The organism is Delftia tsuruhatensis NBRC 16741 (genome assembly GCF_001571325.1).
In the GTDB taxonomy this organism is placed as follows: Bacteria; Pseudomonadota; Gammaproteobacteria; order Burkholderiales; family Burkholderiaceae_C; genus Comamonas; species Comamonas tsuruhatensis.
Genome location: NZ_BCTO01000014.1, coordinates 59661 through 72253 on the forward strand (window position 1 = coordinate 59661; position 12593 = coordinate 72253).

Annotated in this window: 12 protein-coding genes and 1 riboswitch; of the genes, 8 read left to right on the forward strand and 4 right to left on the reverse strand. The window is 67.8% G+C overall.

Features of this window, described 5'->3' with window-relative positions; all coding sequences use genetic code 11:
- Window positions 1-111 precede the first annotated feature (111 nt).
- The 3 genes from DTS01S_RS06945 to DTS01S_RS06955 are packed head-to-tail and all read left to right on the forward strand — an operon-like array spanning window position 112 to window position 3484.
- Window positions 112-1545, forward strand: a complete 1434-nt coding sequence (locus tag DTS01S_RS06945) for an aldehyde dehydrogenase (protein WP_061287480.1) — start codon at window positions 112-114, stop codon at window positions 1543-1545.
- A 32-nt stretch (window positions 1546-1577) separates the two neighbouring features.
- Window positions 1578-2471, forward strand: coding sequence for an NAD(P)-dependent oxidoreductase (locus DTS01S_RS06950; protein WP_061287481.1), 894 nt, complete (start codon window positions 1578-1580; stop codon window positions 2469-2471).
- A 41-nt stretch (window positions 2472-2512) separates the two neighbouring features.
- Entirely contained in the window at window positions 2513-3484 is a 972-nt protein-coding gene (locus DTS01S_RS06955) for a tripartite tricarboxylate transporter substrate binding protein (protein WP_061287482.1), read from the forward strand.
- A 12-nt stretch (window positions 3485-3496) separates the two neighbouring features.
- On the opposite strand, the gene DTS01S_RS06960 is transcribed toward DTS01S_RS06955, so the two are convergent.
- Genes DTS01S_RS06960 through metH form a run of 3 tightly spaced genes read right to left on the reverse strand, consistent with a single transcriptional unit; the run spans window position 3497 to window position 7948 of the window.
- A complete protein-coding gene (locus tag DTS01S_RS06960) occupies window positions 3497-4759 on the reverse strand; it encodes a type II toxin-antitoxin system HipA family toxin (RefSeq protein ID WP_061287483.1) in 1263 nt (420 codons plus the stop codon).
- The gene (locus DTS01S_RS06965; RefSeq protein ID WP_227740875.1) at window positions 4756-5199 is read right to left on the reverse strand and encodes a helix-turn-helix domain-containing protein; all 444 of its coding nucleotides are present in this window, start codon (window positions 5197-5199) and stop codon (window positions 4756-4758) included. The genes DTS01S_RS06960 and DTS01S_RS06965 overlap by 4 nt, the downstream gene beginning before the upstream one ends.
- Window positions 5192-7948: a methionine synthase gene (metH, locus tag DTS01S_RS06970; RefSeq protein WP_217649264.1), complete on the reverse strand. Its 2757-nt coding sequence runs from the start codon at window positions 7946-7948 to the stop codon at window positions 5192-5194. Before metH ends, DTS01S_RS06965 begins: the two co-directional genes overlap by 8 nt.
- A gap of 27 nt (window positions 7949-7975) precedes the next feature.
- Window positions 7976-8102: riboswitch (S-adenosyl-L-homocysteine riboswitch) on the reverse strand.
- 277 nt (window positions 8103-8379) lie between these two features.
- Here metH and DTS01S_RS06975 point away from each other — a divergent pair.
- From DTS01S_RS06975 to DTS01S_RS06995, 5 genes are read left to right on the forward strand one after another with little or no spacing between them, the layout of a single operon-like run.
- Window positions 8380-9186: a FadR/GntR family transcriptional regulator gene (locus tag DTS01S_RS06975; protein ID WP_026062625.1), complete on the forward strand. Its 807-nt coding sequence runs from the start codon at window positions 8380-8382 to the stop codon at window positions 9184-9186.
- On the forward strand, window positions 9183-9989 hold the full coding sequence (locus DTS01S_RS06980; protein ID WP_016452167.1) for a transporter substrate-binding domain-containing protein: 807 nt from the start codon (window positions 9183-9185) through the stop codon (window positions 9987-9989). The genes DTS01S_RS06975 and DTS01S_RS06980 overlap by 4 nt, the downstream gene beginning before the upstream one ends.
- Window positions 9990-10020: 31 nt before the next feature.
- Window positions 10021-10749: an amino acid ABC transporter permease gene (locus DTS01S_RS06985; RefSeq protein WP_016448704.1), complete on the forward strand. Its 729-nt coding sequence runs from the start codon at window positions 10021-10023 to the stop codon at window positions 10747-10749.
- Window positions 10746-11399 carry an amino acid ABC transporter permease gene (locus tag DTS01S_RS06990; RefSeq protein ID WP_061287485.1) on the forward strand — a complete coding sequence of 218 codons (654 nt, stop codon included), beginning with the start codon at window positions 10746-10748 and terminating at the stop codon, window positions 11397-11399. Before DTS01S_RS06985 ends, DTS01S_RS06990 begins: the two co-directional genes overlap by 4 nt.
- On the forward strand, window positions 11386-12132 hold the full coding sequence (locus DTS01S_RS06995; RefSeq protein ID WP_016448706.1) for an amino acid ABC transporter ATP-binding protein: 747 nt from the start codon (window positions 11386-11388) through the stop codon (window positions 12130-12132). Before DTS01S_RS06990 ends, DTS01S_RS06995 begins: the two co-directional genes overlap by 14 nt.
- A gap of 72 nt (window positions 12133-12204) precedes the next feature.
- On the opposite strand, the gene DTS01S_RS07000 is transcribed toward DTS01S_RS06995, so the two are convergent.
- The gene (locus DTS01S_RS07000) at window positions 12205-12564 is read right to left on the reverse strand and encodes an FmdB family zinc ribbon protein (protein ID WP_016452169.1); all 360 of its coding nucleotides are present in this window, start codon (window positions 12562-12564) and stop codon (window positions 12205-12207) included.
- Window positions 12565-12593: the final 29 nt, after the last annotated feature.

Genomic DNA, 12593 nt, shown 5'->3' on the forward strand with positions numbered 1-12593 from the left:
GCCCTGCATCTTATTGATAGTTTCATCGCCTTTTTTGGCGACAACGTGCCCGTTGAGTTTCGCGCCGCGCACTCCTAGACTGCGCCCGAAAGTCAACCCAGGAACCCTCTCATGGCCTCCACGCACGCCGCCGAAATCATCAGCACCAATCCCGCCAACGGGCAGGAGATCGCCCGCATCGCCACCACCACGCCCGAGCAACTGGACGCTGCCGTCACGCGGGCCTGGCATGCCTTCCACCATTCTGGCTGGAAGTCGCTGCTGCCCCACAAGCGCGCCCTGGTGCTGCAGGCCATCGCCGACGGCCTGGCCGCCGAGAAGGAGTCTCTGGCACGGCTGCAGATGCAGGACAACGGCAAGCCGCTGGGCGAATGCCGGGGCATGGTGGAGTCGGCCATAGGCACCTTCCGCTACTACGCAGGCGTCTGCGAGACGCTGGAGACCGATGTGACGCCGGCGCGCGGCGACTATGTGTCCTTCACCGTGCTGGAGCCCTTTGGCGTGGTGGCGGCCATCACGCCGTGGAACTCGCCCATCATGAACGACGCCACCAAGGTCGCGCCCGCGCTGGCGGCCGGCAATGCGGTGATCCTCAAGCCCTCGGAAGATTCTCCGCTGCTGGCGCCCGAGCTGGCGCGCATCGCGCTGGCGTCCGGCCTGCCGCAGGACATGCTGCAGGTGGTGCAGGGCCGCGGGGCCGATGTGGGCGCCGCCCTGGTCGCGCATCCGGGCATCCGCATGATCTCGTTCACGGGCGGGACGACCTCAGGCAGGGCCATTGCCCGCGTGGCCGGCGACCGCCTGGTGCCCGCCGCGCTGGAGTTGGGCGGCAAGTCGCCGCACGTGGTGTTTGCCGACGCCAACCGCACGCATGCCGTGGCCGCCGTGGTGGCGGGTATCTTCGGCTCGGCAGGCCAGTCCTGCGTGGCGGGCTCGCGCCTGTTCATCGAGCAAAGCATCTATGACGAGGTGCTGGAGCAGGTGGTGGCGCGCGCCAAAGGCCTGCGCCTGGCCTTGCCCGACGCCGAGGGCGTGGAGATGGGCCCGCTGGCCTCGTTCCACCACCGCGAGCGCGTGGCGGCCTTCGTGGAGCGTGCGCGCGCCGAGGGTGGCCACGTGCTGTGCGGCGGCGCGGCGCCCACGGGCACGGACTTCGACGACGGGGCCTTCTACCTGCCTACGGTGATCGACGGCCTGCCGGCCAGCGCCGCATCCTGCCAGGAAGAAGCCTTCGGCCCCGTGCTCGTGGCGCTGCCCTTCAAGGACGAGGCGGACCTCGTCGCCCAGGCCAACGGCACGGCCTTCGGCCTGGCCTGCGGCATCTGGACCGAGAACTTCCAGCGCGCCTGGCGCATGGGCCGCGCGCTGGAGGCCGGCTCGGTCTGGATCAACACCTACAAGCAGTCGGTGACCAGCACGCCCTTTGGCGGCTTCAAGAACAGCGGCATAGGCCGCGAAAAGGGCATAGACGGCCTGCGCCTGTACGCCCAGGTCAAGAGCATGTACTTAGGCCTGCACGCCCAGCCGCTGTCCGTGGCCAAGTGAAGCCCTTTCCCAACACAGCAGAGACAAGCACCATGAACCAGAACACTCGCGTCGCCATCTACGGCCTCGGCAATATGGGCTACCCGCTGGCCGAACGCATAGGCCGCCATTTCGCCACCCAGGTCTTCGATCTCGATGCCGCACAACGGCAGCGCGCGCAGGACAGCTTCGGCGCCACCGCCATCACCGGGCCCGAGGATGTATCTGCCACGCAGACCGTGGTGCTGTGCCTGCCCTCGCCCGCCATCTCGCTGTCCGTGCTCGCGCAGATCGTGCCCCGGCTGCCACGCGGTGCCGTGGTGGTGGAGACCAGCACGGTCAATCCCGAGCACATCCATGCGCAGCACAAGCTGCTGGCGCCTTATGGAGTGGACCTGATCGACGCATCCATCATGGCCGGCGTGGGCCAGATGGTGGCCGGCACGGCCTCGCTGGCCCTGGGCGGATCGCCCGAGGCGATTGCGCGCGTGCAGCCGGTGCTGGATGCCATTGCCAGCCGCCAGACCTGGTTCGGCGCGCTGGGCGCGGGCGCGGCGGCCAAGGTGATCAACAACGCCGTCGCCCATGCGGTGATGGTGGTCGTGGCCGAGGCAGGCGCCATGGCCACGGCCGCTGGCGTGCAGTGCGACAAGCTCATCGCCCTGCTGTCCGATGCGCAGATGGGCCTGCACCGGCCGCTGACCTACCGTTATGCCGAGCGCGTCGTCAACGGCGACTACGCGGGCGGCATGCCGCTGGATGCGGCGCGCAAGGACTCGGTGCTGGCCCTGCAATTGGCCCAGACGCTGGGCGTGCCGCTGTTCGCCATACAGGGCTCGCACAGCGTCTACGACATGGCCGCCGCCGCCGGCTACGGCCGCGAAGACTATGCCGCCGTGGCCAAGCTCTGGGCCGACTGGGGCTGCCCCACCGTCCCTGCTGCCTGAGCGCAGGGCGAACGCAACCATCCATTCCAACAAGGAGACATATGAACACCCTCATCTCGACTGCACGTCGCCGCGCACTGTCCATGGGCCTGGGCGCCCTCGCCCTGGCCGCAGCCCCGGCCTTCGCCGCCTGGCCCGAAAAACCCATTGAACTCGTCGTGGGCTTCGCGGCCGGCGGCGGCACGGACATCACGGCGCGCACACTCGCCGTGCATCTGGGCAAGCAATTGGGTACCCAGGTCGTGGTGTCCAACAAGCTGGGCGCCTCGGGCGAGCTGGGCCTGGCCTATGTGGCCAAGGCTGCGCCAGACGGTCATGTGATCGGCATGACGAACATGCCAGGTCTGGTCACATTGCCCATAGAGCGGCGCACGCAGTTCAAGCCGGCGGACTTCACCTATATCGCCAACCTGGTGCGCGACCCCAGCGCCTTCAGCGTGATGGCGGACAGCCAGTACAAGAACCTGGCCGACCTGATCGCAGACGCCAAGGCCCGGCCCGGCGAGATCAGCTACGGATCGACGGGCGTGGGCACCGATGACCACCTGGCCATGGTGCTGTTCGAGCGCCTGACGGGCACCCGGCTGAACCACGTGCCCTACAACGGCGCGGGCCCGCTGCGCACGGCGGTGCTGGGCGGCCATGTGACCATCGGCGGCATGAACCTGGGCGAGGTCATGCCCTTCGAGAGCAAGGTGCGCATCCTGGCCCAGGCCAGCCCCGCGCGCTCCAGCCTGGCGCCCAACGTGCCCAGCTTCAACGAGCAGAACGTGAAGCTGGTGTTCAATTCGGAGCGCGGCATCGTGGCACCGGCCGGCCTTCCCGCTGCCGTGCAGCAGCGACTGACCGAGGCCCTGCGCGCCATCGCGGCCGATCCCGAGTTCCACAAGCAGATGCGCCAGCAGTTCACCGAGATGGACTATGTGGAGGGCACGGCCTGGAAGACCCGCCTGGACAAGGCCACGGCAGACTTCTCGGCGCTGTGGAAGTCCGCGCCCTGGACTGACAAGTAAGCGTTCTTGCCGCTAACCGGCGGCAGCCCGGAACTCCGCATGGGCCGAAAAGGCGGATTCCGACAGCTGGATATCGGCACTGGCGATGCCGATCCTGCGCGCAGCAGCCTGCCATCCATCGACCACCGCCGCGACCTCGCCCAGTATCTGCCGGGCCTGGTTGCGGTCAAGTCCGTAGAACGACGCCGTGCCGAGAACCGTCTCCAGGCTGGGCCGGTTGTCGATGTCGTCGATGTTCAAGACATGCTCGGCCTTGTCGATGTTCGGATTGACATCGAACGCCGGGGCGAGGCACCACCCTGTCCTGCCCAGAACGAAGCCGTGATTGCGCAGGTGATCGTCGCGATTGCCAACGGCGACGTTGAACGCCACGCGCCGAAACAGCTGCGCCAGGTCGGCATCCGCATGCCCGGCATCGCCCTGGGACCGGATGAACTGGGCCAGTTCCAGATAGCTCGTACCTTCGCTGTGCGCCTTGCGCAGCAGCGTCATCGCCGAGGCGTAGAACCGCCGCGCACCATGCGCACGGTCAAACCTTTGCACACAGAAGGTGTGCAAGCCGTTGTTGAACTGGATCAGCTTGGCAGGGGGCACATACACGCCGGCCTTTCGGGCCAGTTGGTGAACGACATACTCCCAGGCCCCGATGTCGCGGTCATCGTCGCGGGCGGGAAATTTGGCAATCCACAGCGAGCCATCAGCCTGCGTGAAGTTGGCCTTCGGCCTCGCCCCACCCAGAGAGGCTCCTGGCGCGACGAGCACGGCAAGCCACTTGCGCAGCGCGTCAAGGTCGTCAATACGCCGGCTGCTGAGCTGGTAGGCCACCGCCTCCAACTCGCGCAGGGTCGTCACCGGCGGCGCCGCCATTTTCTCGTCGCCAAGAAAGGTCTCCGTGCCCGGCCGACGAAAGCGCAGTGCGCCCTGACGCGTCTGGTCCTGTACGCCAATGAGGAAGTCCCAGGCATAGAGGGTGCGGGCAGGCCGCCGTTCGTCCTTGGCCTGCAGCGCCTCACGGCGCTTCATGAGCGTCTGGCCCCAGCGGTCGGGAGACGAGTCCAGGAAGATGCCGAAGTTGCCCAACTCGGGCTTTGGGAAAAAGGGATGCTCGTCCAGGGAAAGGTCCGGATCCAGAGCGAAGGCACGAGGGTCCTTGAGCCAGCCGCGGTCGTAGTGAAAGCGGATCTGCCCACGGTCATGGGCCAGGGTGCCGACCTGGCAGGCAGGGCCGAGATCGTCGTCCAGCCAGACTTCCAGGGCGTTGTCCTGCTTGCTCATGCCGAATCTTCAGGCGTTGCGACCGATGCCGCTTTGGTCTTGTGGCGCTTTGCCACCGGCACTGGCTCCAGCGCCAGATCCTGCAGCTTGCGCCCCACCCGGTCGTCCGCCGCAAGCTGGCCAAGATCGCCTTCAAGTCCAAGCACGGCCAGTACCCGGACGTAGGACCCCAGCGTGGCACCGGGATCGCCGGACTCGACCTTGTACACCGTGGTCCTCGAAAGCCCCGCGCGCTGCGCCACCACCTCGTTGCTCAGCTTGCGCCTCTTGCGCGCAAGGCGCAGCCGCTCCCCGAGTTCGGAAAGCAGGCGCTGCTCCTGCGGAAAGACGACGGGCGGTTTGCGCGGCATTTCGCTATTAAAGCCGAAGACAAATGATTTTGTCCAAAATAGCGAAATATTGTGCAGCTGACCGGACGTGGCCAGCCAGCGATCACCCAAGATTCGGCGCCAGCAGCCTGCGCAGTTCCTCGATGTCCATGCCCCGGCGCGCGGCCATGTCGGCCAGTTGGTCCTCGCCGATCTCGCCGACGTTGAAGTAGACGGAGTCGGGGTGGCCAATGTAGAAGCCGCTGACGCTGGAGGCCGGGTTCATGGCCAGGCTTTCGGTCAGCGTCATGCCGATCTCGTCGGCCTTGAGCACGGCGAACAGGTCGGTCTTGGCGCTGTGGTCGGGGCAGGCCGGGTAGCCGGGCGCGGGGCGCACGCCCTTGTACTGTTCCTTGATCAGCGCTTCGTTGCTGAGGTTCTCGTCGGGCGCATAGCCCCACAGGTCCTTGCGCACACGCTGGTGCAGGCATTCGGCGAAGGCCTCGGCCAGGCGGTCGGCCAGGGCCTTGAACATGATGCCGGAGTAGTCGTCCAGCGCGTCCTGGAACTCCTTGTCCTTCTTCTCGGCGCCGATGCCGGCCGTGACGGCGAACAGGCCCGCGTAGTCCTGGATGCCCGATTCCTTGGTGGCCACGAAGTCGGACAGGCAGCGGCTGGGGCGCATCACGGGCTGGCCATCCGGGCCTTCCACCATCTGCTTTTCGGTCTGCTGGCGCATGCCGTACCAGGTCATCAGCACCTGGCTGCGGGACTCGTCGGCGTAGAACTCGATGTCATCGCCCACGCGGTTGGCAGGGAACAGGCCGATGGCGCCGTTGGCCTGCAGCCAGCGGCCTTCGATGATCTTCCTGAGCATGGCCTGGCCGTCGGCCAGCACCTGGCGGGCCTGCACGCCCACGATCTCGTCGTCGAGGATGGCCGGATAGGGGCCGGCCAGGTCCCAGGTCTGGAAGAACGGGCCCCAGTCGATGTATTCGGCGATCTCGGCCAGATCGAAGTTGCGGAACACGCGCCGGCCCAGGGCGCGCGGCGCCACGGGGGCCTGGGAAAAGTCCACGGGCGTGGCGTTGGCGCGGGCCTTGTCCAGCGGCCACAGCGGCGTCTTCTTCTTGTTGGCGTGCTGGGTGCGGACCTTGTCGTAGTCGGCCTGGATCTCGGCCAGGTAGTTGCCCTTGTTCTCGCCCAGCAGGCTCTGGGCCACGCTGACGCTGCGCGAGGCATCGGGCACGTAGACCACGGGGCCTTCGTACTTGGGCGCGATCTTGACGGCGGTGTGCACGCGCGAGCAGGTGGCGCCGCCAATCAGCAGCGGAATCTTCTTGATGCGGAAGTAGTCGTCCTTGTGCATCTCGCCGGCGACGTATTGCATCTCTTCGAGGCTGGGCGTGATCAGGCCCGACAGGCCGATGATGTCCGCGCCCTCGGCCTTGGCCTTGGCCAGGATCTCGTGGCAGGGCACCATCACGCCCATGTTGATGACCTCGAAGTTGTTGCACTGCAGGACCACGGTGACGATGTTCTTGCCGATGTCGTGCACGTCGCCCTTGACGGTGGCGATGACGATCTTGCCCTTGCTGGACACGTCCAGGCCCGCCGCTTCCTGCTGGCGCTTTTCCTCTTCGATGTAGGGCACGAGGTGGGCCACGGCCTGCTTCATCACGCGCGCCGACTTGACCACCTGGGGCAGGAACATCTTGCCGGCGCCGAACAGGTCGCCCACGATGTTCATGCCGTCCATGAGCGGGCCTTCGATCACGTGCAGCGGGCGGCCGCCGCCCTGCACCACGATCTGCTGGTAGGCCTCTTCGGTGTCGACGACGATGAAGTCGGTGATGCCGTGCACCAGGGCGTGCGACAGGCGCTCGCCCACGGTCTTCGGGTTCTCGGGCGTGCCGCGCCATTCGAGCTTCTTGCTGTCGTCCTTGGCGGCGCCCTTGGCGGCGTCGGCAATCTCCAGCAGGCGTTCCGCAGCGTCAGGGCGGCGGTTGAGCACCACGTCTTCCACGCGCTCGCGCAGCTCGGGCTCCAGGTCGTCATAGACGCCGACCATGCCGGCGTTGACGATGCCCATGTCCATGCCCGCCGAGATGGCGTGGTAGAGGAACACGGTGTGGATGGCCTCGCGCACGGGGTCGTTGCCGCGGAAGCTGAAGCTCACGTTGGAGACGCCGCCCGAGACCTTGGCGCCGGGCAGGTTCTGCTTGATCCAGCGCACGGCCTCGATGAAGTCCACGGCGTAGTTGTCGTGTTCCTCGATGCCGGTGGCCACGGCGAAGATGTTGGGGTCGAAGACGATGTCCTCGGGCGGGAAGCCCACCTCGTCCACCAGGATGCGGTAGGCGCGCTCGCAGATCTCGATCTTGCGCTGGTAGGTGTCGGCCTGGCCCTTCTCGTCGAAGGCCATGACCACGGCGGCCGCGCCGTAGCGCTTGATCAGCCGGGCCTGGCGCTTGAATTCATCCAGGCCTTCCTTCATGGAGATGGAGTTGACGATGCCCTTGCCCTGCAGGCAGCGCAGGCCGGCCTCGATGACCTCCCACTTGGAGCTGTCCACCATGACCGGCACCTTGGCGATGTCGGGCTCGGAGGCGATGAGGTTCAGGAAGCGCACCATGGCGGCCTTGCTGTCCAGCATGGCCTCGTCCATGTTCACGTCGATGATCTGGGCGCCGTTTTCCACCTGCTGGCGCGCCACGGACAGCGCTTCCTCGTACTGCTCGTTGAGGATCATGCGCGCAAAGGCCTTGGAACCCGTGACGTTGGTGCGCTCGCCCACGTTGACGAACAGCGTGCCCTCGCCGATGGTCACCGGCTCCAGTCCGGACAGCTTCATGGGAGGGGGAGTGAAAGAGGACGACATCAAGCTCACCTGCAAAAACGGCATGGCAACAGGTGAGCGTCGTTGGCACCGTGGGCGCGGTCCGGCCGGGAACCTGCACCTGGCCCAAGCCTGACGCGGCACGCGATCCGGTGTACGGATGGGCGGGTGCCGCGCTGCAACGCTCCTCGGGCCAAAGCCCGGGATTCTACGGCGGCTGGCGGCGGCCTGCAGTGCGGGTTTTACGCCCGCATTCGGGGCAGGCCTGCACAAAGCCATGCGGCACTGCACCAAAGCGCGGCAGCGCGGGCCGCCGGCGGCGCCTTCGGGGCGGATTGTCGATACCCCATCGCCCCGGATTCTTTGCAACGCCTGAGGACAACGCTCCTTTTTTTGCACCTGGCACGCAATTCGCTAACTGCTGGGTACGTGGTCTGACCAGTCAGGCCAAAACCCTCCACCCGCGCCAGCCCATGCAAAGCATTCCGATCTCGATGGCCCAGACGCTGCAGCAGCACATCCTGAGCGGCCACTACCCCGGCGGCAGCCAGCTGCCGCCGCAGCGCGAGCTGGCCCGGCAGCTGGGCATCAGCCGCGCTTCGCTGCGCGAGGCGCTGTCCATGCTGGAGGCCCTGGGCCTGGTCGAGATCCAGCCGGGCAAGGGCGTGCGCATCAACGGCCCGCACAGCGGCCGTGCACGCATGCACCGCGCCTATGCCACCCCGGCGCTGGGCACGCTGTCGCCGCGCCAGCTGATCGAGCTGCGCCTGGTGCTGGAGCCGGGCTGGGCCGCGCTGGCGGCCGTGCGCGCCGACGACAGCGGCCTGCGCCAGCTGCAATGGACCCAGTCCCAGCTGGCCCACGCCCTCGCCCGCAGCGACCTGCTGGCCGCCGCCGACGCCGATCTGCAGTTCCACCTGCTGCTGGCCCAGCTGTCGGGCAACCCGGGCCTGGTGGCCATGGCGCGCCAGCTGGAGCTGGCCATCAGCCACAGCCTGCGCCTGCCCTTTGCCTGGAGCGGCGCCGACGACCAGCCGGTACGCGAGCACGACGCCATCGTGCAGGCCGTCTGCGCAGGCGATGCGCCGGGTGCGGCGGGCGCCATGCGCGCCCACCTGCTGTCGGCCGCCAGGCGCAGCGGCATCGATCTCGACACACCGGACGACGCGGCGGCGCCCGACGCGACGGCGCCCGACGCAACGGCGCCCGATACATCTGCGCCCGACCCTGACCCGCTTTCCTTTCGCCTCACCCCACCTTCCGAAGGAGCTTTCGCATGACTTCCCCCCTGACACCCCGCCGCGCATTCATCCGCACCGCCCTGGCGGCCGCCACCCTGGCCGCTGCCGGCCTGGGCGGCGCCGCCCATGCCGACATGCTGGCCAACATCCAGAAGGCCGGCGTGCTGCGCGTGGCGATTCCGCAGGACTTCCCGCCCTTCGGCTCGCTGGGCACCGACCTGAAGCTGCAGGGCTATGACATCGACATGGCGGCCCTGGTGGCCCAGGAGCTGGGCGTGAAGGTGGAGCTGGTGCCCGTGACCAGCACCAACCGCATCCCCTTCCTGACCACGGGCAAGGCCGACATCGTCATCTCCAGCCTGGGCAAGAACGCCGAGCGCGCCAAGGTGATCGACTTCACCCAGGCCTATGCACCCTTCCCCAAGAGCGTCTATGGCCCCAAGGACATGAGCATCAAGGCCCCTGCCGACCTGGCCGGCAAGACCGTGGGCGTGACGCGCGGCTCCACCGAGGACCTGGCCCTCACGCAGGTGGCGCCGGCCTCGGCCACCATCAAGCGCTACGAGGACAACAACGCCACCGCGCAAAGCTACCTGACGGGCCAGGTGCAGCTGGTGACGCTGGGCAACATCGTGGCCAACGCCGTGAACGAGCGCACCAGGCTGCGCCAGCTGGACGTGAAGTTCGCGGTCGAGGACACGCCCTGCTACATCGGCGTGGCCAAGGGCGAGCCGGCGCTGCTGCAGAAGGTGGACGCCATCATCACCAAGCTCAAGGCCGACGGCCGCCTGACCAGCCTGTCCCAGCGCTGGATGAAGATGCCGCTGCCCGCCACCCTGTAACCGCTGCGCCCCTGTTCCCGGAAATCCTTCCATGGCCTATCAATTCGACTTCGGCGCCGTGTTCGACTACAGCGGCCTGCTGGCACAGGGCGCGGGCTTCACGCTGGCGCTGACGGCGGCGGGCGCCGTGCTGGGCGGCGCCATCGGCGTGGCCGGCGGCGTCAGCCGCGCCTGGCGCATTGCGCCGCTGCACTGGCTGTTCAAGGTGTACGTGGAGGGCATACGCAACACGCCCTTCCTGGTGCAGCTGATGTTCGTGTTCTTCGGCCTGCCTTCGCTGGGCGTGCAGATCAACGAATGGCAGGCCTGCCTGCTGACCACGGTGATCAACCTGGGCGCCTACATCACCGAGATCGTGCGCGCCGGCATCCAGGAGACGCCGCGCGGCCAGCTGGAAGCCGCTGGCGCGCTGGGCATGGGCCGCTGGGCGGTCTTCCGCCATGTGGTGCTGCGCCCTGCGCTGCAGCGGGTCTGGCCCTCGCTGAGCAGCCAGATAGTGATCGTGATGCTGGGCACCTCGGTGGTCTCGCAGATCGCGGCCCAGGACCTGACGTTTGCGGCCAACTTCATCCAGTCGCGCAACTTCCGCGCGTTCGAGACCTACCTGGTGGTGACGGCGGCGTACTTCGTGCTGGCCCTGGCACTGCGCCAGTTGCTGGCCTGGATAGGCCAGCGCTTCGTGGTGGGCCGCCGCACGCCGCGTGCAGCCAGGCCCGCTGCACCTGCTGCACCTGCGACCACTGCCGGAGACGCCGCATGATTGCCGACATTCCCCTGCTGCCCATCCTGGCCAAGCTGGCCGAGGGCCTGCTGGCCACGCTGGCGCTGTCGCTGCTGGCCTTCGTGCTGGGCGGCGCCACCGGATTGCTGATGCTGTTCGCCCGCGTGGGCCGCAGCCTGAACCTGCGCCGCCTGGCCAAGGCCTATATCCAGGCCTTCCAGAACACGCCGCTGCTGATGCAGATGTTCATCGTTTTCTTCGGCTCGTCCATGGCCGGCCTGGACATCTCGCCCTGGACGGCGGCCGCCATCGGCCTGACGCTGTACACCAGCGCCTACCTGGCCGAGGTCTGGCGCGGCTGCGTGGAGTCCATTCCCCGCGGCCAGTGGGAAGCCTCGTCCAGCCTGGCCATGGGCTACCTGCAGCAGATGCGCCATGTGGTGCTGCCGCAGGCGCTGCGCCTGTCGATAGCGCCCACGGTCGGCTTCTCGGTGCAGATCATCAAGGGCACGGCCGTGGCCTCGATCATCGGCTTCAGCGAGCTGACCAAGCTCGGCTCCATGCTGGCCAACGCCACCTTCCAGCCCTTCCTCATCTACGGCCTGGTCGCCGCAGGCTACTTCCTGCTGTGCTGGCCCCTGTCCCTCTACGCATCCCATCTGGAGAAGAAACTCTATGCCGCTCGTTGATGTGCGCGCCGTTCACAAGCATTACGGCAACAACCATGTGCTCAAGGGCGTGGACCTGAGCGTGGACAGCGGCCAGGTGGTCGCCATCATCGGCCGCAGCGGCTCGGGCAAGAGCACGCTGCTGCGTTCCATCAACGGGCTGGAGGCCATCCAGTCCGGCCAGATCGTGGTGGACGACGCCGTGCTCAAGGGTTCGGAGGGCAGCGCGCCCTCGCCCGCCCAGTTGCGCGCGCTGCGCCTGAACGTGGGCATGGTCTTCCAGCAGTTCAACCTGTTCCCCCACCTGACGGCGGGCGAGAACGTGGCCCTGTCGCCCACCGTGGTCAAGGGCGTGAAAAAGCCCGAGGCGGCGGCGCTGGCGCGCCAGATGCTGGCCAAGGTCGGCCTGGGCGACAAGTACGACAGCTACCCCGACCAGCTCAGCGGCGGCCAGCAGCAGCGCGTGGCCATTGCGCGCGCGCTGGCCATGCAGCCCAAGGTGCTGCTGTGCGACGAGATCACCTCGGCCCTGGACCCGGAGCTGGTCAACGAGGTGCTGGCCGTGGTCAAGCAGCTCGCCGCCGAGGGCATGACGCTGATCATGGTCACGCACGAGATGCGCTTTGCCCGCGACGTGGGCGACCAGCTGGTGTTCATGCACCAGGGCCTGATCCACGAAAGCGGCCCGGCCAAGCAGCTGTTCGCCAGCCCGCAGACGCCGGAGCTGGCGGGCTTCATCGGCGCCGTGCACTGAGCGGTACGGCCAGGCAGGACAAAGGCCCGCGTCGCGGGCCTGTTTTGCATCGGTGCGGCGCAGGGGCCGCGGTCAGTGGCTGATCATCCAGGGCCGCTTGGTCGGGAAGGTCTTGGCGCCGTTGGGCGCCGTGACCGTGGAGCCGCGCTTGCTGGCGCCGCTGCAGCAGCCGCAGCCCGAAGGGTGGCGCATGCGCGCGTAGCTGCCCTCGGCCACATCGCGTGAGCGCCTGGGCTCGTGCCGGGCGCGCTCGTTGGTGTCGTGGGCGCGGCGCTGCTCGGGGCTGGTGCAGGCCAGGCGCGGCGCGCTGACGAAGACGCGGGGCGAGGCCGCCTCGCAGATGGGGCAGGGCGCGGGCTCGTTGCGCTGCGAGAGGCTGCGCAGCGCGTCGAAGCCGCCGCATGCGGCGCAGTGGTAGTCATAGGTGGGCATGGGCGGCCTCTGGCGGATGGTGGATGGCG

Coding starts and splice junctions, on each gene's coding strand:
- DTS01S_RS06985 (WP_016448704.1), top strand. CDS start 10,021: ATGGCCTATCAATTCGACTTCGGCGCCGTGTTCGACTACAGCGGCCTG.
- DTS01S_RS06980 (WP_016452167.1), top strand. CDS start 9,183: ATGACTTCCCCCCTGACACCCCGCCGCGCATTCATCCGCACCGCCCTG.
- DTS01S_RS06955 (WP_061287482.1), top strand. CDS start 2,513: ATGAACACCCTCATCTCGACTGCACGTCGCCGCGCACTGTCCATGGGC.
- DTS01S_RS06975 (WP_026062625.1), top strand. CDS start 8,380: ATGCAAAGCATTCCGATCTCGATGGCCCAGACGCTGCAGCAGCACATC.
- DTS01S_RS06945 (WP_061287480.1), top strand. CDS start 112: ATGGCCTCCACGCACGCCGCCGAAATCATCAGCACCAATCCCGCCAAC.
- DTS01S_RS07000 (WP_016452169.1), bottom strand. CDS start 12,564: ATGCCCACCTATGACTACCACTGCGCCGCATGCGGCGGCTTCGACGCG.
- DTS01S_RS06995 (WP_016448706.1), top strand. CDS start 11,386: ATGCCGCTCGTTGATGTGCGCGCCGTTCACAAGCATTACGGCAACAAC.
- metH (WP_217649264.1), bottom strand. CDS start 7,948: ATGTCGTCCTCTTTCACTCCCCCTCCCATGAAGCTGTCCGGACTGGAG.
- DTS01S_RS06960 (WP_061287483.1), bottom strand. CDS start 4,759: ATGAGCAAGCAGGACAACGCCCTGGAAGTCTGGCTGGACGACGATCTC.
- DTS01S_RS06950 (WP_061287481.1), top strand. CDS start 1,578: ATGAACCAGAACACTCGCGTCGCCATCTACGGCCTCGGCAATATGGGC.
- DTS01S_RS06990 (WP_061287485.1), top strand. CDS start 10,746: ATGATTGCCGACATTCCCCTGCTGCCCATCCTGGCCAAGCTGGCCGAG.